This is a genomic window from Achromobacter sp. NCFB-sbj8-Ac1-l, from assembly GCF_052695805.1.
Window position 1 is genome coordinate 4,678,202 of record NZ_CP199812.1, and the last position, 17,144, is coordinate 4,695,345.

At 69.2% G+C, this 17,144-nt stretch carries 18 protein-coding genes; 10 read left to right on the forward strand and 8 right to left on the reverse strand.

From position 1 onward, the window contains the following. The first annotated feature begins 6 nt into the window (after positions 1-6). On the forward strand, positions 7-795 hold the full coding sequence (locus ACUDP5_RS21385; RefSeq protein WP_445657143.1) for a deaminated glutathione amidase: 789 nt from the start codon (positions 7-9) through the stop codon (positions 793-795). Between the two features lie 71 nt (positions 796-866). Here the strand turns inward: ACUDP5_RS21385 and ACUDP5_RS21390 are convergent, their stop codons facing one another. Next, positions 867-1,436, reverse strand: coding sequence for a helix-turn-helix domain-containing protein (locus ACUDP5_RS21390; protein ID WP_445657144.1), 570 nt, complete (start codon positions 1,434-1,436; stop codon positions 867-869). Positions 1,437-1,474: 38 nt separating this feature from the next. Between ACUDP5_RS21390 and ACUDP5_RS21395 the strand changes: the two genes are divergently transcribed. Continuing rightward, entirely contained in the window at positions 1,475-2,356 is an 882-nt protein-coding gene (locus ACUDP5_RS21395) for a DMT family transporter (protein WP_263912432.1), read from the forward strand. A gap of 59 nt (positions 2,357-2,415) precedes the next feature. Here ACUDP5_RS21395 and ACUDP5_RS21400 read toward each other — a convergent pair whose 3' ends face one another. Next, positions 2,416-3,072, reverse strand: a complete 657-nt coding sequence (locus tag ACUDP5_RS21400; protein ID WP_445657145.1) for a GntR family transcriptional regulator — start codon at positions 3,070-3,072, stop codon at positions 2,416-2,418. A 232-nt stretch (positions 3,073-3,304) separates the two neighbouring features. On the opposite strand from ACUDP5_RS21400, the gene ACUDP5_RS21405 reads away from it, so the two are divergent. The 4 genes from ACUDP5_RS21405 (at position 3,305) to ACUDP5_RS21420 (ending at position 8,859) form a co-directional block, all read left to right on the forward strand. Then, positions 3,305-4,291: a Bug family tripartite tricarboxylate transporter substrate binding protein gene (locus ACUDP5_RS21405; RefSeq protein WP_445657146.1), complete on the forward strand. Its 987-nt coding sequence runs from the start codon at positions 3,305-3,307 to the stop codon at positions 4,289-4,291. Between the two features lie 22 nt (positions 4,292-4,313). Further along, positions 4,314-5,909, forward strand: coding sequence for a gamma-glutamyltransferase (gene ggt, locus ACUDP5_RS21410; protein ID WP_445657147.1), 1,596 nt, complete (start codon positions 4,314-4,316; stop codon positions 5,907-5,909). Positions 5,910-6,070: 161 nt separating this feature from the next. Next, positions 6,071-7,483, forward strand: a complete 1,413-nt coding sequence (locus ACUDP5_RS21415; RefSeq protein WP_445657148.1) for a trypsin-like peptidase domain-containing protein — start codon at positions 6,071-6,073, stop codon at positions 7,481-7,483. Positions 7,484-7,596: 113 nt separating this feature from the next. Then, positions 7,597-8,859: an arsenic transporter gene (locus tag ACUDP5_RS21420; RefSeq protein WP_445657149.1), complete on the forward strand. Its 1,263-nt coding sequence runs from the start codon at positions 7,597-7,599 to the stop codon at positions 8,857-8,859. 72 nt (positions 8,860-8,931) lie between these two features. On the opposite strand, the gene ACUDP5_RS21425 is transcribed toward ACUDP5_RS21420, so the two are convergent. Both ACUDP5_RS21425 and ACUDP5_RS21430 read right to left on the reverse strand, forming a co-directional pair. Further along, complete coding sequence (locus ACUDP5_RS21425) at positions 8,932-9,471, reverse strand: thioredoxin family protein (protein WP_263912256.1); 540 nt, start codon at positions 9,469-9,471, stop codon at positions 8,932-8,934. Positions 9,472-9,527: 56 nt separating this feature from the next. Continuing rightward, positions 9,528-10,220 (reverse strand): cytochrome c biogenesis CcdA family protein, encoded by a 693-nt coding sequence (locus ACUDP5_RS21430; RefSeq protein WP_445659202.1) that lies wholly within the window; start codon positions 10,218-10,220, stop codon positions 9,528-9,530. A gap of 178 nt (positions 10,221-10,398) precedes the next feature. Here ACUDP5_RS21430 and ACUDP5_RS21435 point away from each other — a divergent pair, with 178 nt between their 5' ends. The 3 genes from ACUDP5_RS21435 (at position 10,399) to ACUDP5_RS21445 (ending at position 12,700) form a co-directional block, all read left to right on the forward strand. After that, entirely contained in the window at positions 10,399-10,578 is a 180-nt protein-coding gene (locus ACUDP5_RS21435) for a hypothetical protein (RefSeq protein ID WP_263912257.1), read from the forward strand. Positions 10,579-10,642: 64 nt separating this feature from the next. Beyond that, entirely contained in the window at positions 10,643-11,380 is a 738-nt protein-coding gene (locus ACUDP5_RS21440) for a response regulator (protein ID WP_025137773.1), read from the forward strand. Then, on the forward strand, positions 11,381-12,700 hold the full coding sequence (locus ACUDP5_RS21445) for an ATP-binding protein (RefSeq protein ID WP_445657150.1): 1,320 nt from the start codon (positions 11,381-11,383) through the stop codon (positions 12,698-12,700). It abuts the gene before it with no gap. A gap of 8 nt (positions 12,701-12,708) precedes the next feature. Here ACUDP5_RS21445 and ACUDP5_RS21450 read toward each other — a convergent pair whose 3' ends face one another. After that, on the reverse strand, positions 12,709-13,134 hold the full coding sequence (locus ACUDP5_RS21450) for an organic hydroperoxide resistance protein (protein ID WP_445657151.1): 426 nt from the start codon (positions 13,132-13,134) through the stop codon (positions 12,709-12,711). A gap of 157 nt (positions 13,135-13,291) precedes the next feature. Between ACUDP5_RS21450 and ACUDP5_RS21455 the strand changes: the two genes are divergently transcribed. Then, positions 13,292-13,990 carry an SDR family NAD(P)-dependent oxidoreductase gene (locus ACUDP5_RS21455; RefSeq protein ID WP_263912262.1) on the forward strand — a complete coding sequence of 233 codons (699 nt, stop codon included), beginning with the start codon at positions 13,292-13,294 and terminating at the stop codon, positions 13,988-13,990. A gap of 65 nt (positions 13,991-14,055) precedes the next feature. On the opposite strand, the gene ACUDP5_RS21460 is transcribed toward ACUDP5_RS21455, so the two are convergent. The 3 genes from ACUDP5_RS21460 to ACUDP5_RS21470 all read right to left on the reverse strand — a co-directional run bounded on the left by ACUDP5_RS21460 (position 14,056) and on the right by ACUDP5_RS21470 (position 17,045). Beyond that, positions 14,056-14,580 (reverse strand): DedA family protein, encoded by a 525-nt coding sequence (locus tag ACUDP5_RS21460; protein ID WP_263912264.1) that lies wholly within the window; start codon positions 14,578-14,580, stop codon positions 14,056-14,058. Further along, positions 14,580-15,965, reverse strand: a complete 1,386-nt coding sequence (locus tag ACUDP5_RS21465; RefSeq protein WP_263912265.1) for a PLP-dependent aminotransferase family protein — start codon at positions 15,963-15,965, stop codon at positions 14,580-14,582. The genes ACUDP5_RS21460 and ACUDP5_RS21465 overlap by 1 nt, the downstream gene beginning before the upstream one ends. 144 nt (positions 15,966-16,109) lie before the next feature. Then, a complete protein-coding gene (locus ACUDP5_RS21470; protein WP_263912266.1) occupies positions 16,110-17,045 on the reverse strand; it encodes a hypothetical protein in 936 nt (311 codons plus the stop codon). Between the last annotated feature and the right edge of the window lie 99 nt (positions 17,046-17,144).

The following is a 17,144-nucleotide window of genomic DNA, read 5'->3' on the forward strand; positions in this document are numbered from 1 at the left end:
ATCGCCATGAAAATCGCCCTGGGGCAATTCGCCGTCCACCCGACCTGGGAAGACAATGCCCGCCTTTGCCAAGACCTGATCCGCCGCGCAGCCGCCGCCGGCGCCGACCTGCTGGTGCTGCCCGAGGGCATCCTGGCCCGCGACATCGCCGACCCCGACCTGGTGCGCCGCGCCGCCCAGCCGCTGGACGGTCCGTTCCTGTCGCAACTGCTGGACGCCTCGCGTGCGCTGGACCTGACCGTCATCATGACCGTGCACACGCCGGCCGACGGGGGCCGCGTCTGGAACACGCAGGTGGCGCTGCGCCGTGGCGAGATCATCGCCCAGTACCGCAAGCTGCACCTGTACGATGCATTTTCGATGCAGGAGTCCGTCAACGTGGTGCCGGGGTCGGACGTGCCGCCGCTGGTGCCGGTGGCCGGCATGCAGGTGGGCATGATGACCTGCTACGACCTGCGCTTTCCCGAGCTGGCGCGGCGTCTGGCGCTGGATGGCGCCGACGTGCTGGTGGTGCCGTCGGCCTGGGTCAAGGGGCCGCTGAAGGAAGCGCACTGGGCGGTGCTGAGCACCGCGCGGGCGCTGGAGAACACCTGCTACGTGGCGGCCGTGGGCGAATGCGGGCCGCGCAATATCGGCGCCAGCATGGTGGTGGACCCGCTGGGAGTGGTGATCGCCCAGGCGGGCGAGCAGGCCACGCTGCTGTTCGCCGACCTGGATCCCGCACGGATCCGCCATGCGCGCGAGGTGCTGCCGGTATTGAAGAACCGGCGCTTCGCGCGGCCGGAACTGGCTTAGCGGTGAGCGGCCGCACCCGGGCGAAGGCACGCCAGCATCGGCGCCGCTCGGCATCGACGGCGAGCGGTGCGCTATCTCAAGACGTTGCGCACGAACCGCAGCGGGGTGTCGCCATCGTTGCGATACGCATACGGCTGGGCGCTGCTGTAGATGACGAAATCGTTGGCCGCCACCTGCCGGGCCACGCCCGACAATTCCAGCTGCAGCGTGCCTTCCATCACGTAGACCATCTCGTGCCAGCCAGGCGGATCGGGCTCGGCCACGTAGGTCTCGCCCGGCGCCAGCAGCCACAGCCATAGCTGCGCCTCGCAACTGGCGGGGGCCGCGCCCAGCAGCACCGCCTGGCTGCCCGGGCGCTTGCCGCGCCAGGCGCGCGCCTCGATGCGGCGGCGTTCCCGCGTCGGGTCACTGACCAGGTCCACGAACCCCACCCCCAGCCCATGCGCCAGCTTGTCCAGGCTGGACAGGCTGATGTTGGCCGTGCCGGCTTCCAAGCCCGCGATCATGCGGCGGCTGATGCCGGACGCATCGGCCAGCGCGGTCTGGCTCAGGCCCGACGCCTTGCGCAACCGTTTGAGGTTGGCCCCGACGTGGGTGAGGACATCGCTGTCGGAATTCGTGATGTGCAGTATATTGCTCAAATTAGTGACACCTCAAGTCTGCCGTGAAGCCCAAATCGATGTTCGCCCTGTCGCGCCAGGAAATCGCCCTGGTGCTGGTCACCATGCTGTGGGGAAGCACTTTCCTCATTATCCATATCGCCATGCAGCATAGCGGACCGCTGTTCTTCGTGGGCCTGCGCTTCACCATCGCCGGCGCGATGTCGATGCTGCTGTTTCGCAAGCACATGGCGGGCCTGACGCGGCACGAGGCCGGCGCGGGCATCGCGATCGGCAGCGCGCTGTTCCTGGGCTACTACCTGCAGACGGTCGGGCTGCGCACCATCAGCAGCAGCCAGTCGGCGTTCATCACCGCGCTGTACGTGCCGATCGTGCCGCTGTTGCAATGGGCCGTGCTGAAACGCCCGCCTGGCCTGATGAGCTGGGTCGGCGTGGCGCTGGCCTTCACCGGCCTGGTGCTGCTGGCCGGACCCGAGGCGGGTTCCCTGCATTTCAGCCCCGGCGAAATCGCCACCCTGGCCGGCGCCGCGGCCATTGCCGCCGAGATCATCCTGATCGGCCACTTCGCCCAATCGGTGGACAGCCGCCGCGTCACCGCCGTGCAGTTGCTGACGGCGGGTCTGGTGTCGTTTGCGCTGATGCCGGTGCTGGGCGAAGGCGTGCCCACGTTCTCTTGGCTGTGGGCCGGTGCGGCCATCGGCCTGGGCCTGGCCAGCGCAGTGATCCAGCTGACGATGAACTGGGCGCAGAAGTCGGTGTCGCCGACCCGCGCCACCGTGATCTACGCGGGCGAACCGGTGTGGGGCGGCATTGTCGGCCGGCTGGCCGGCGACCGCCTGCCCGCGCTGGCCTTGGTGGGCGCCGCGCTGATCGTGGCCGGGGTGCTGGCCAGTGAAGTGAAGTTCAAGCGCAAGCCGAAACGCAAGCTGCGTGAAGCCTGACGGCTGCGGCGACGGGCTTGGCGCCGAGGTCTGGCGCCGGGGCCGCCGCCCCGGTCCGATCAGCCCGCCTGTTCCAGGAACGCCTGCAACGCCGGTACGGTATTGAGCACATGCCGGCGCATCGCCGCTTCGCACCGGTCGGGATCGCGCGTTTGCAGCGCGTCGATCAGTTCCTGGTGCGACTCGCGCACTCGCAGCACGCGGCCCGGCTGGGCCGCCCACAGGCGCATATAGGGTTCGACCACCGAATGCAGCTCTGAAATCTGGCGCAGCAGGCGCGGCTGCTGGCAGAAACTGCACAGGTATTCGTGGAAATCGCGATGCGCGGTGGTCCAGTCCAGGTAATCGCCCGACCCTTGCTCCAGCTGGTCGAGCATGCTGGCCAGGCGGCGCACGTGTTCGGCGCTCATGTTCAGCACGGCGTTGCGCATGGCCAGGCCTTCGAGCACCGAACGCATCTCGAAGACCTCAAGCATTTCCTGCTGGTTCAGGCCGCGCACCACGGCGCCGCGATTGGCGCGGATGTCCACCAGCCCTTCGGATGCCAGCCGGCGCAAGGCGCCGCGCACCGGCATGCGGCTGGTGCCGATTTCGTTGGCGATGACGTCCGGGACGAGCCGGTGCCCGGGCGGGTAGTTGCCCAGCCGGATCTCGCGTTGCAGGTGCAGGTACGCCTCTTCTTCGGCGCTGACGGCTGTCTTCTGGAATTGCAGCATCTTCGTCCCCGGGGTTTCGCAAAGGCGCCATGATAGATAAACGCAAAAATAACACAAATTGGATCCAGTGATCCATGGATGCAAATACCTATGGCCGCGGCCGGCCGGGTCGCGTCAAATCCAGTCCTGGCGCGACGACCGTGCGCGCCCGCCGCAACGCAACGGGCGACAGACCCGGCCGGCGCAACCGCCTGGCTACATAGCCTGATTACTTCGCGATCAAGGGGAATCCATGCAATTTCGTCTCATCCGGGCCTTGGGCTGCGCCGCCGCCCTGGCCTTCACCGCCCAGGCGGGCGCCCAGAGCGCCCCCGCCGCCACCGACTGGCCGCAGCATCCCGTGCGCATCGTGGTGCCGTTCCAGGCCGGTTCGGCCACCGACCTGATTTCGCGCCAGCTGGGCGCGGCGCTGTCCACCGAACTGGGCCAGCCCTTTGTGGTGGAAGCGCGCCCCGGCGCCGCCGCCGCGATCGGCAGCGCCTCGGTGGCGCGGTCGGCCCCCGACGGCTACACGCTGCTGATGGGCGGCCCGGCCGCGATCGTCACCAACCGCTTCCTGCAAAAGCGCCTGGCCTACGACCCGGACGCCTTCGCGCTGGTGTCGATGGTGGCCTACACGCCCAACATCCTGCTGGCCAATCCGCAGCAGCCGTTCAAGACGCTGCCCGAAATGGTGGCCTACGCCCGCGCCAACCCCGGCAAGCTGACCTATGCCTCGTTCGGCACGGGCACCACCTCGCACATGGCCGGCGAAATGCTCAAGTCGGTGGCCGGCATCGACATCCTGCACGTGCCGTACAAGGGCGCCGGCGAAGCCATTCCGGCACTGCTGAGCGGCCAGGTGTCGATGTACTTCGACACCATCATGACCGGCCTGCCGCAGGTCAAGAGCGGCGCGCTGCTGGCCCTGGGCATGTCGAATTCGCAGCGCTCGGTGCTGGCGCCCGACATTCCCACCATCGCCGAGCAAGGCTACGCCGGCTACGACATTGCCCCCTGGTACGGCCTGGTGGCGCCGGAAGGCACCCCGCCCCCCGTGCTGGACAAGCTGAACCGCGCCGTCAACAAGGTGCTTGCAGACCCCGTGCTGCGCGGTAAGCTGGCCGAAGCCGGCGCCGAGCCCCGGGGCGGCAGCCGCGAGGAATTCGCCGCCTTCATCAAGGCCGAAATTCCGCGCACCAAGCAACTGATCGACCAGGCCGGCATCACGCCGCAGTAAACCTCCTTAGAAAACCTTGCCCATGTCTTCCCCCTTCGATTGGTCTTTCCCCTACGCTTCCCGAAAAATGCCGGTGCTGGCCGCCAACGCGGTCGCCACCAGCCAGCCGCTGGCGGCGCAAGCGGGGCTGCGCATGCTGCTGGCCGGCGGCAATGCCGTGGACAGCGCCATCGCCACCGCCATCGCGCTGACGGTCGTCGAACCCGTGATGAACGGCATCGGCGGCGACATGTTCGCGCTGGTCTGGCACGAAGGGCGGTTGCATGGCTTGAATTCCAGCGGCTGCGCGCCGGCCGCCTGGACGCCCGAGTATTTCGCCGGACGCGAGGCCATGCCGGCCACGGGCTGGGGCACGGTCACCGTGCCGGGCCAGGTGGCGGGCTGGAAGGCCCTGTCGGACCGCTTCGGCAAGCTGCCGTTCGCCACGCTGTTCGAACCGGCGATCGCCTACGCCGAGGACGGCTTTCCCGTCAGCCCCACCATCGCCCGCCAGTGGGCCACCCAGATGCCCAAGCTGGCGCACGAGCCAGGCTTTGCCGAGGCCTTCCTGCCGCAGGGCCGCGCGCCGCTGCCCGGCGAATGGTGGCGCTTTCCCGACCAGGCCCGCACCTTGCGCGAGATCGCCGAAAGCGGTGGCGACAGCTTCTACCGCGGCGCGCTGGCCGCCAGGATCGCCGACTTCGCGGCCCGCTCGGGCGGCGCGCTGACCGCCGACGACCTGGCCGAGCACCGCCCCGAATGGGTCGAGCCGATCTCGCAATCGTTCCGCGGCTACGAACTGCACGAAATCCCGCCCAACGGCCAGGGCATCTCGGCGTTGATGGCGCTGGGCATGCTGGAACGATTCGACCTGGAATCCATGGGGCGCGACAGCGCCGACTACTACCACGTCAGCATCGAAGCCATGAAGCTGGCGTTCGCCGACCTGCACCACCACGTCGCCGACCCGCGCCACATGCGCACCGACGCGCGCGCCCTGCTCGACCCGGCCTACCTGGCCGAGCGCGCCCGCCTGATCTCGATGGACCGCGCCGCCGTGCCGGTGGCCGGCACGCCCGCCACCGGCGGCACGGTCTACCTGACCACCGCCGACGCCGGCGGCACCATGGTGTCGTTCATCCAGTCCAACTACCACGGCTTCGGGTCGGGCGTGGTGGTGCCGGGCACCGGCATCAGCCTGCACAACCGCGGCCTGAACTTCGTGCTGACGCCCGGCCACGCCAACCAGGTCGCGCCGCGCAAGAAGCCGATGCACACCATCATCCCCGCCTTCGTCACGCGCGGCGGCGAACCGGTGATGTCGTTCGGCGTGATGGGCGGCTCGATGCAGGCGCAGGGCCACCTGCAAATGGTGACGCGCCTGGCGGCCTTCGGCCAGAACCCGCAGGCGATGAGCGATGCGCCACGCTTCCGGGTCGAGAAAGGCCCGGTAGTCAACGTCGAAGCGCACCTGCCGGACGACGTGGTGCAGACGCTGCGCCAACGCGGCCACAACGTGGCGGTGGCGCCGACCGACAGCCTGGAATTCGGCTCGGCCCAATTGATCTGCCGGCTGCCGCAGGGCGGCTACGTGGCGGCGTCGGACTCGCGCCGCGACGGGCAGGCGGTGGGGTTCTAAACGAACGGCACGCTGCGCCGGCTTGCGTCGGCCAGCGTCACGCCTGGCCGGCCGAAGGGGGCGATACGGGCCACGAAGCACGCTTTATCGGTCATATGGGCGACGCGGCGCAGGGCGATACTGGCACGCTGATCCCCACACAGGTTCTGCCTGACGGTTCCATGACTTTGCTTTCGTCCGCCTGCGGATTCCCGCAGCAGGCCATCCGTTGGTCCACCCACTTGGCCGCCCGCCGGCGCACCTCGTTGGCGCGCGCCCTGGCGCTGGCCGCTACGCTCCTGGCGACCTCGCTTGTCCCCGCCGCCCGGGCCGCCCTGCCCATGGCCGTGGACGGCCAGCCGCTGCCGTCGCTGGCGCCGATGCTCGAACGCGTCACCCCCGCCGTCGTCAACATTTCCGCCCAGGGCGACAGCCGCCAGGCGCCCGGCATCGGCCAGGCCGCCGGGGCCGGCCGCCAGAGCATCGGCTCGGGCGTCATCGTCGATGCCACCCAGGGCAACATCCTGACCAATCACCACGTGGTGCGCGGCGCCACGTCCATCCGCGTCTCGCTGCAGGACGGCCGCAGCTTCACCGCCACGGTCGTCGGCAGCGACCCCGACACCGACCTGGCGGTGCTGCGCATTCCGCCCGACAAGTTGCAGGCGTTGACCCTGTCGGACTCCAGCGACCTGCGCGTCGGCGACTTCGTGGTCGCCATCGGCGACCCCTACGGCCTGGGCCAATCGGCCTCGTCGGGCATCGTGTCGGCGCTGGAACGCTCCAGCCTGCGCGCGGCCGGCTACCAGAACTTCATCCAGACCGACGCGTCCATCAACCCCGGCAACTCGGGCGGCGCGCTGGTCAACCTGAACGGCGAACTGGTCGGCATCAACACCATGATCTACACGCCGTCCGGCGGCAACGTCGGCATCGGCTTCGCCATCCCGTCCAACCTGGCCGGCGAAGTCATGCGCCAGTTGCTGCAACACGGCCAGGTACAGCGCGGCGGGCTGGGGCTGGACACCGTCGACGTCACCCCGCGCAACGCCCGCCAGCTGGGACTGGCGCCGGGCACGACGGGCGTGGCGGTGGCGCGCGTGGCGGACGGTTCGCCGGCGCAGCAGGCCGGCGTGCAGGCGCGTGACCAGATCCTGGCGGTGGATGGCAGGTCCATCGGCACCAGCGCCCAATTGCGCAATGCCGAAGGGCTGCTGCCGGTGGGCAAGCAGGTGCGGCTGACGCTGCTGCGCGCCGGCCAGCGCACCGAAGCCGTGCTGCGCATCGAACCGGAAAAGAACGAACGGCTGCACGGCGGCTCTCTTGACGCACGGCTGAACGGCGTGGAATTCACCGAGATCGGCCGCGAACAGCGGCTCAAAGGCAACGACGGCGTGGCCGTCAGCGCCACCTACCCCGACCGCGGGCCGGTCGCGGCGCGGATGCAGCGCGGCGACGTCATCATCGGCGTCAACCAGCGCCCGGTCAGCCGGCTGGCCGACCTGCGCGGGCTGCTGGCGGGCGCCGCGCCGGGGCAGCCGCTGCTGCTGACGCTGGTGCGCGGACAGGCCATGTACACCTTGCAGATCAACTAGCGCCCACCGTCGTATGGCGGCAACGGGGTGCCCCCGGCGCCTGGCTGCCGGCTCACGCCAGGCCGCCTGGCAGGCGATAATCGCGGCTCCCCTGTCCCGCCGTTGCCGTTCCGATGCCTTTTTCCGACGCCACCCTTGCCCTCTGGGCCATTTCCGCCCTGGCGATCGTCGGCATTCTGCTGCGCCCCTGGAACCTGCCCGAATACGTCTGGGCGGGCGGCGCGGCCTTGCTGGTCACGGCGACCGGCCTGGTTCCCTGGCAGGCGGCGCTGGGCGCGGTCGGCAAGGGCCTGGACGTCTACCTGTTCCTGATCGGCATGATGGTGCTGGCCGAGCTGGCCCGCCAGCAGGGGCTGTTCGACTGGCTGGCCATGGTGGCCGCGCGCCACGCCCGCGGCTCGGCGCGGCGCCTGTTCGACCTGGTGTTCCTGGTGGGCATCCTGGTCACCGTGTTCCTGTCCAACGACGCCACCGCCGTGGTGCTGACCCCGGCCGTGTATGCGGCGGCCAAGGCCGCCGGCGCACGCCCGCTGCCCTACCTGTTCATCTGCGCCTTCATCGCCAACGCCGCCAGCTTCGTCCTGCCGATCTCCAACCCTGCCAACCTGGTGGTGTACGGCAGCCAGATGCCGCCGCTGCTCGACTGGCTGCGGCAGTTCACCCTGCCGTCGGTGGCCGCCATCGCCCTGACCTATCTGGCGCTGCGCTACACCCAGCGCGACGCCCTGCGCCAGCCCCTGCAGGCCGACATCCCGGCGCAGCCGCTGAGCGCCGGGGCGCGTCTGACCGGCCTGGGCATCATTCTGACCGCCATCGTGCTGATGCTGGCGTCCGCGTTCAATGCCGACCTGGGCCTGCCCACCTTCATCGCCGGCCTGGCCACCGCGGCGGGCATCCACCTGCGCCAGCGCATCAGCCCGATGCCGGTGCTGCGCCACGTGGCCTGGGGCGTGCTGCCGATGGTGGCGGGCCTGTTCGTGCTGGTCGAAGGCCTGGCCTTGAGCGGCGCGATCGACACGCTGGCGCGGGCGCTGGTGCAACTGGCCAGCCAGTCCGCCGGGCAGTCGCTGTGGGGCGCCGGCATCGTGTCGGCACTGGCCAGCAACCTGATCAACAACCTGCCCGCGGGCCTGATCGCCGGCTCGGTCGGCCAGATCGCCCACCTGCCCGCGCAGACCACCGGCGCGCTGCTGATCGGCGTGGACCTGGGGCCCAACCTGTCCATCACCGGCTCGCTGGCCACGCTGCTGTGGCTGATCGCCGTGCGGCGCGAAGGCCAGCACGTCAGCGGCCTCGCCTTCCTGAAGCTGGGCGCGCGGGTGATGCCGCCCGCGCTGCTGGGCGCCTTGCTGGCCCTGGCGCTGGCGGGCGGCTAGCGGCATCGCGCCGGGCTGACCCGGATATCCAGGGCAACCGTTGCCTTGGCGCCCCCGCCGCCACGGCACCGCTTACGGTTGCGCCAGCAAACGCTGGATCTCAGCTTCGGTCTCGGCATAGCGCCCCTCGCCGAAATGGCGATAGACGACGTTGCCCTGCTTGTCGATCAGGTAGAACGCCGGCCAGTACTGGTTGCGGTACGCGTCCCAGGTCTTGTACTGGTTGTCCTGCGCCACCGGATACTCGATGCCGAAGCGCTTGATGGCGTCCGCCACGTTCTTGGTGCTGCGCTCGAACGGAAACTCCGGCGTGTGCACGCCCACCACCACCAGGCCCTGGTCCTTGTATTTCTGGTGCCACTGCTTCACGTACGGCAGGGTGTTGATGCAGTTGATGCAGGTGTAGGTCCAGAAATCGACCAGCACCACCTTACCGCGCAGGCCGGCCTGCGTCAGCGGTTCGCTGTTCAGCCAGGTCTGGATGCCGGTGAATTCCGGCGCGGGGGCCGACGCCGGGGCCGCGGCCTGGGCGGCCGAGCCGATCAATAGGCCGGCCAGCGCCAGCTTGACGGAAACGAGGGCCCGGCGGGCCGGCAGGCGGATGGACATCATGGTTACTCTCCTTGCAGGGTCGCGATAACCCAGGGGGACACGAAGACCCGGTCGGGTCACGAAAACAGACGGCTGATCCAGGCATAGGCCAGCACGTCATACTGGAAATAGATGGCGGCGGCCGAGGCCACCAGCAGCACGCCGAAGGCACGCTGCAAACGCACGGCATGACGGGCGATGGCGCGCACGCGGCCGGCGGCGAAGCTGCCGCCATAGGCGATCGCCAGCATGGGAATGCCCGCGCCCAGCCCATAGGCCAGCAGCAACAGGCTGGACTGCCCCAGGTCTTCGGCACGCGCCGCCAGCACCAGGATCGACGCCAGCACCGGGCCGGCGCAGGGCGTCCAGACGGCGCCCAGCGACATGCCCAGCACGAAGCCGCCGGCATTGCCATCACCGCCCCTGCCGCCCAGGCCGATCACGCCCTGCAACGGTCCGGCCAGCCGCGCCGCCAGCCAGTCATAAGGCCGTGGCCAGATGCGTGCCACGCCAAACAGCGCCAGCAGCGCCACCGACACCGCGCGCACCGCCTCGTGGGCCGATTCGACGGCATGGGTCAGCAGGCTGAGCGCGATGCCCAGCCCCGAAAACGCCAGCACGAAGCCCAGCACGATGTACAGGGGCCGCCACCGGCCCGACCGTTCGACGGCGCTGCCCAGCAGAATGGGCAACAGCGGCAGCACGCAGGGCGAGGCCACCGTCAGCATGCCGGCGCCCAGCGCAAGAGGGGTGTTGATCAGGGTCATGATGCGGCGGTCCGTTCCGTGTCGATGACCGCATTGAACGCGCGCCGCGTATCCGCCCTGTGCCCGGAACGCGGCTTTTTGCACCGCTTTTGTATCCGCCCCGGGCCTGCATACACTACGACACACTTCGCCGGGCGGGCGGGGCTATAACGTGCCGGACACCCTTGCTGGAGCTGCACGCATGCCCCCCCTTCGCCTCCCCATCACGCCCCACAAGCCCCCCGCCGGCAATCGCCTGCGCCGCCTGTTCGCCATGCTGGCATTGCTGGCCGGCGGCCTGGGCGCCGAAGCCGTGCAGCCCGGCCCGTGCCAACTGATCCACGACAGCCAGGTCCGCCGCCGCGAGCAGCCCGATGAGTAGAATGAGCCCACTGTCGAAACGCCGCCGCCAGACGGCCTTTCCGTTTCCTCCGCACGGGTAAGCCATGGACCCCATAGACCACATCCTGATCGTCGACGACGACCGCGAGATCCGCGAACTGGCCGGCAACTTCCTCAAGAAGAACGGCCTGAACGTCACCCTGGCCGCCGACGGCCGCCAGATGCGCTCGCTGCTCGAAAGCCTGACCGTCGACCTGATCGTGCTGGACATCATGATGCCCGGCGACGACGGCCTGGTGCTGTGCCGCGAGCTGCGCGCCGGCAAGCACCGCCGCACTCCCATCCTGCTGCTGACCGCGCGCGACGAAGACATGGATCGCGTGCTCGGCCTGGAAATGGGCGCCGACGACTACCTGGTCAAGCCCTTCGTGGCGCGCGAGCTGCTGGCGCGCATCAAGGCCATCCTGCGCCGCACCCGCATGCTGCCGCCCAACTTCCAGGTCACCGAGCCGGGCCGCGAAGTGCGCTTCGGCACCTGGACGCTGGACACCACCGCGCGCCACCTGCTGGACGCCGAAGGCACCATCGTGTCGCTCAGCGGCGCCGAATACCGGCTGTTGCGCGTGTTCCTGGACCACCCGCAGCGCGTGCTCAACCGCGACCAGTTGCTGAACCTGACGCAAGGGCGCGACGCCGATTTCTTCGGCCGCTCGATCGACCTGCTGGTCAGCCGGCTGCGCCAGCGCCTGCGCGAAGACGCGCGCGAACCCCTGTACATCAAGACCGTGCGCAGCGAAGGCTATGTGTTCGCCGCGCAGGTCGACGTATCCGAGGCGCCGTAGATGGCCTGGGTTCCGGCGCTGCGCCGCTGGCCTCGCACCCTGGCCAGCCGGCTGTTCCTGATCTTCCTGGTGGGCCTGGTGCTGGCCCACGCGCTGTCGTTCTCGCTGCTGTTCTACGAACGCTACCAGTCCGCCAAGAGCGTCATGCTGGACAACCTGGAACGCGACGTGGTGGTGGCGCTGGCCATCCTGAACCGCCTGCCCGCCGCCGAGCGCGCCGATTGGCTGCCGCGCCTGGCCAGCAGCAACCGCCAGTACCTGCTGGGCCCCGGCGATTTCGACCGCCCTTTGCAGACGCCGGCCGCCGAGGGCGTGCGCGATTCGATCCAGGCGGCGCTGAACGGCGCCTATCCACTGGCCTTCGGCACCGTGGGCGACGACCCCAAGCACATCCAGGTGCGCGCCCTGCTGGCCGACGGGCAGCCCGTCACGCTCGACATCCACATGGCCGTCATGCCGCTGGCGGTCTGGCTGCCGGTAGTGCTGGCGGCGCAACTGGCGCTGCTGATCCTGTGCGCCTGGCTGGCCGTGCGCCTGGCGATACGCCCGCTGACCCACCTGGCCGGCGCCGCCGACGCCATGAGCCCCGACCGCCAGAGCCCGCGCCTGGCCGAAGACGGGCCGGCCGAAGTGGCGCAGGCGTCCGCCGCGTTCAACGCCATGCAGGACCGCATCGCCGCCCACCTGGCCGAACGCATGCAGATCCTGGGCGCGATCTCGCACGACCTGCAAACGCCGATCACCCGCATGAAGCTGCGGTCCGAATTCATGGACGACTCCATCGACCGCGACAAGCTCACGCACGATCTGCAGGAAGTCGAACAACTGGTGCGCGACGGCCTGGCCTATGCCCGCAGCGCGGGCGCCGCCACCGAACCCGCCGTGCGCATCGACCTGGACGCCTTCCTGGACAGCCTGGTGTGCGACTACGCCGACATCGGCAAGCCGGTCACGCTGCAAGGCCACTGCCCCGCGCCATGGCAGACGCGGCCGCGCGCGCTGCGCCGCGTGCTGGGCAACCTGATCGACAATGCCTTGAAATTCGGCGGTGCGGCCGAAGTCGTCATGGGCGCGGCCGAGGGCGGCGGCGTGTCGATCCGCGTGCTGGACCGCGGCCCCGGCATTCCCGATGACCAGCTGCAGGCGGTGCTGCAGCCCTTCTACCGACTGGAAGGCTCGCGCAACCGCGACAGCGGCGGCACCGGCCTGGGGCTGGCCATCGCGCAGCAGCTGGTGGGCATCCTGGAGGGCGAACTGCGGTTGAAGAACCGCGAGGGCGGCGGGCTGGAAGCGGAGATACGGCTCAAGCCGTCGGCTTGAGCCTTCGATCAGGCAATCGAGAATTCCACGTCGATATTGCCGCGGATGGCACCCGAATACGGGCAGGTCTGATGCGCCGTTTCCACCAGCTGGCGCTGCTGCTCGGCGGGCAGGCCCGGTAGCGAGATGTGCAGGTTGACGCCCAGCGCATAGGTCGCGCCGCCGTCGGTCTTGCCCAGCGACACTTCGGCATCCACCGCCACCTCGCGCGGCACGGTGATGCCCAGCTTGGCGCCGGCCAGCTGCATGGCGCCGATGAAGCAGGCCGAATAGCCGATGCCGAACAATTGCTCGGGATTGGTGCCCGGGCGCCCCGACCCCGGCGGGCTGAGCGGCAGCGTCAGCGCGCCGTCGTCGGTGCGGCCGGCGCCCTCGCGCCCGCCGGTGGTGTGGGTGCGAGCGGTGTACAGAACGGTTTCCAGCGGTTTGGCCATGATGGGCTCCTTGTAGGACATGCGGGGGGAAAAGCACGGCGTCGTGCAAACTGAGAGCCTGCATTCCAACAAGCCGCTGTATCCTGCATGTGTCCGCGCCCCGCGAAGTTTGCGTCGTACTGTATCGGCGCTCCCCTATTGCCGTCCCACCCACCCCATGAAACGAGCGATCATCATCGGCGCCACCTCCGGCATCGGCCGCGCGCTGGCCAAACAGCTGGCCCGCGAAGGCTACGCCCTGGGCCTGGTCGGCCGCCGCGGCGAGCTGCTGGACAGCCTGCGCGCCGACCTGCCGGGCACGACTGTGCACACCCTGGTGCTGGACGTGGCCCGCGACGCCGACGCCATGGCCGCGCTGCGCGACCTGATCGCCCGCATGGAAGGGCTGGACCTGTGCATCATCAGCGCCGGCGTGGGCTTTCTGAACACGGACCTGGATTGGGACAAGGAATCCGACACCATCGGCATCAACGTGCACGGCTTCGCGGCCATGGCCAACGTCGCGCTGCGGCATTTCATCCTGCATCGCAAGGGGCACCTGGTAGGCATTTCGTCGGTGGCGGCGTTGCGCGGCAGCGGCGCCGCGCCGGCCTACAACGCGTCCAAGGCCTTCGTGTCGAACTACCTGGACGGGTTGCGGCAGAAGGTCAGGCATTTGAAGCTGCCCATCGCGGTGACCGACGTGCGCCCCGGATTCGTGGCCACCGCCATGGCGCAAGGCAGCGGCCTGTTCTGGGTGGCCTCGCCGGAAAAAGTCGCCAGGCAGATCGCCCACGCCATCCGGCTGCGCAAGCGGCGCGTCTATGTCACACGGCGCTGGGCGTTGATTGCCGCGCTGCTCAAGCTGATGCCGTAGAGGTCAGCGGGCATACGGCATCAGTGCCGACGCATCGAGCAAGACGCCGGCACATGCCGCCCGGCCTACAGGAACGTGCGCGTTCCCCACCAGCCGGGCAGCAGCAGCGCCGCCGCCCACAAGAACGCCGATGCCCAGTTGGCCACCTGAAACGCCGCCGCCCGCATGCCGCAGATGCCGGCAATCATCGGCACGGTGGCGCGCAGCGGCCCGAAAAAGCGGCACAGCACGATGCTCAGCACGCCCCATTTCTGGATGAACAGGGTACTGCGATGCAGCAGCTCGGGGCGCTTGCGCAGCGGCTTGCTGCGCATCAGGCTGGGGCCAAACCATACGCCCGCGGCAAATTGCACCCAGTCGCCCAGCGCCGCGCCCACCGAGATCGCCAGCCATACCGCCACGAAGTTGGCATCGCCCAGCCCCAGGATGGCGCCGATCGACAGCAGCAGCGCCGTGCCGGGTATCACCAGCGCCACCAGCGGCAGCGATTTCAGGAAGGCGAAGACAAAGCCCATCGGCGCCAGCCAGTTCGCGTGGGTCTTGGCGAAGTCCACCATCGAGTCCTGCAAGGCATGGAACGTCTCGAACATCAGACGATCACATCGCGCAGCCCGCGTGGCCGGCGTCGCACCAGGCTGGCCAGGTGCTCCAGCGCCTGCGCCAGTTCCTGGCGGTCGGGAATGCTGCCCAGCGAAATGCGGATGGCATTGGGTGCACCCGGTCCCTGGTGGAACACGTCCGACGACGTCACGCTCAGGCCTTCATCGCGGGCCACGCGTTCCAGGTCGGCCGCCGTCCAGCGGTCCGGCAGCGCCTGCCACAGGTGGATGCCCGCCGCCGCCGCCGGAAACGGCCCCGGCAGCAGTTGGCGCGCCAGGCGCTGGCGCGCGTGGGCTTCGGCGCGCACGCCATCCAGGATCTGCTGTGCCATGCCGCTGGCGATCCATTGCGTGGTCAGCACACCCATCAGCGGCGCGGCCATGACCGCGAACGACCGCATGGCCGCCAGCACATTGCGGCGGCCGTCCTGGTCGGGCGTCAGCACGAAGGCCGTGCGCAGCCCCGGGGTCAGCGTCTTGGCCAGCGTGGCAATGTGGAACACCGATGCAGGCGCCAGGCTGGCCAGCGCCGGCGGCGCATCGTCCAGGAACAGCGAATAGGGATCGTCCTCGATGATGCGCACGCCACAGGCCGCGGCCGAACGCAGCAGGTCGCGGCGGCGCGCGGCGCTCATGGTGTGCGCCGTGGGGTTCTGCAACGTCGGGTTCAGGTAGACCAGGCGGGCGCCGTCGCGGCAGGCGCGTTCCAGGCCGGCCGGCGTCATGCCGTCGGCGTCCGTCTCGGCCACCAGTATCCGGCGGCCCAGTTGCTGGGCCGCCGTCAGCAGACCGGGGTACACCAGCGGTTCGGCCACGATGCCGTCGCCCGGCCGGCTATAGGCCAGCATCACCGCGGCCAGCGCCGCCTGGGCGCCGGGGCACACCAGTACGCGGTCCGGGTCCACCCGGCCCACCGACTGCGCCAGCCACTGCGCGCCGGCCTCGCGTTCGGCCTGCCCGCCGCCTGCCTGGTGGTAGGTCATCATCACGCCCACGTCGTGGCGTTCCATCGCCTTGGCCAGGCCACGCCGCAGCAGGTCCTGCAGATCGCAGCCCAGCGGCAACGGCGGCATGTTCATGCCCAGGTCCAGCATCTGCAACAGCGGCTCGTCGGCAGGCCGCGCGATGAAGGTGCCCAGGGGGCCGCGCGGTTCGATCAAGCCGCGCTGGCCCGCTTCGGCGTAGGCGCGCGTCACCGTCGTCAGGTCCACGCCCAGGTGCTGGGCCAGGCCGCGCTGCGGTGGCAGGCGGTCGCCGGGCTGCATGCGGTTGTCGGCCACCGCGCTGTCGATGAAATCGGCGATCTGGCGGTAGCGGGGCCCTGCGCCGCGCACGAACTTCAGCGGCCAGGATGCATACATATTGTCGTCATGCATGAGTTTTATCGCGGAAAAATGTCGCAATGTATGGGTGATATCAACCGACCAGTATGGCAACAAACTCCCATCAAGTCCATACATCAGGAATCTTGTATGGCTCAGCTGCCCCTTGCCAGCGCCTGCCGGCCGTTGGCGCAGGCCTTATCGCACGCCGGGGTCGGGCTGCACCAGGTGGCGCCAGGGAAATACGTCCTGGCGGAAGTGGCTGACGTAGCCGCCGCGCGGCGACTGCACCACCATGAGCCCCAGCTTGGGCCGCAGTGCCTGCAGCGCCTGCAACTGCTCCAGGTTCAGGCAGGTATTGCGCAGGTACAGCGCCCGCAAGCGCTCGCCGGTGGCACTGCGAAGCAACTGCTCATAGGCCGAAAACGGCGTGATGCAACCGGCGACGCGCGCCTGGGCCCACGTCGAGTGCAATTCCGTCGATTCCGTGAAATCCAGCGATCGCAACGCCGTCAGGTTGGTGGAGGACGCCAGGTTCTCGATGAAATCCTGCGTGTCGAATCCGCTTTCCACCACCAGCGTCTGCAAGGACGGCAACGGCACCGCAAAGAAAGACGCATCCGGTGCATTCGGCACGGTGAGCTGGGTCAGGTGCGGCGCCTTGGCCACGAACCGGGCGATGTCGCCGGCCTCTTCCATGATGGTGCCGGCCCGCTGGATCAGCACGACATTGTGGTCGGCCTGGCCGCTGGGGCGGATGGCCAGCGACTTCAATCCCGGGAATCGCACGCTGGTGTCCAGCAGCGGCGTGAATTCCCATTCGCGCGTGCCGTTGGCGCCTTCGTCAGGCCCCGTGAACGACAGCGCCACGATCGCATCGGCGACTTCCTGGTCGGCCAGGCAGGCCAGGGTCCATGCAAAAGGTTCTTCCCACGATTCGCCGAAATATTCCACCTGCAGGCCGCCGAGCAAGGGCGCGATGGACAGATACTGGTACGCCCGGCTCCACAGCGGCAGGTCCGGGGCACGGATGTCCACGTCGTCCTCGGCGCAGGCGTCAAGCGTGAATTCGTGGATGCGGCGCTGCAGGTCAAGCAGCTTGCGGTAGCCGGGGGTCGACAGCGGATGCGTCATGCGGGCGCCTTGTACGGTCAGCAAAGAACGCGGCCACGATACCCCAAACGCAGGGCATCGGCGCATGCCTCCTGCCTGCCGACATATTTTTTTCTTTGC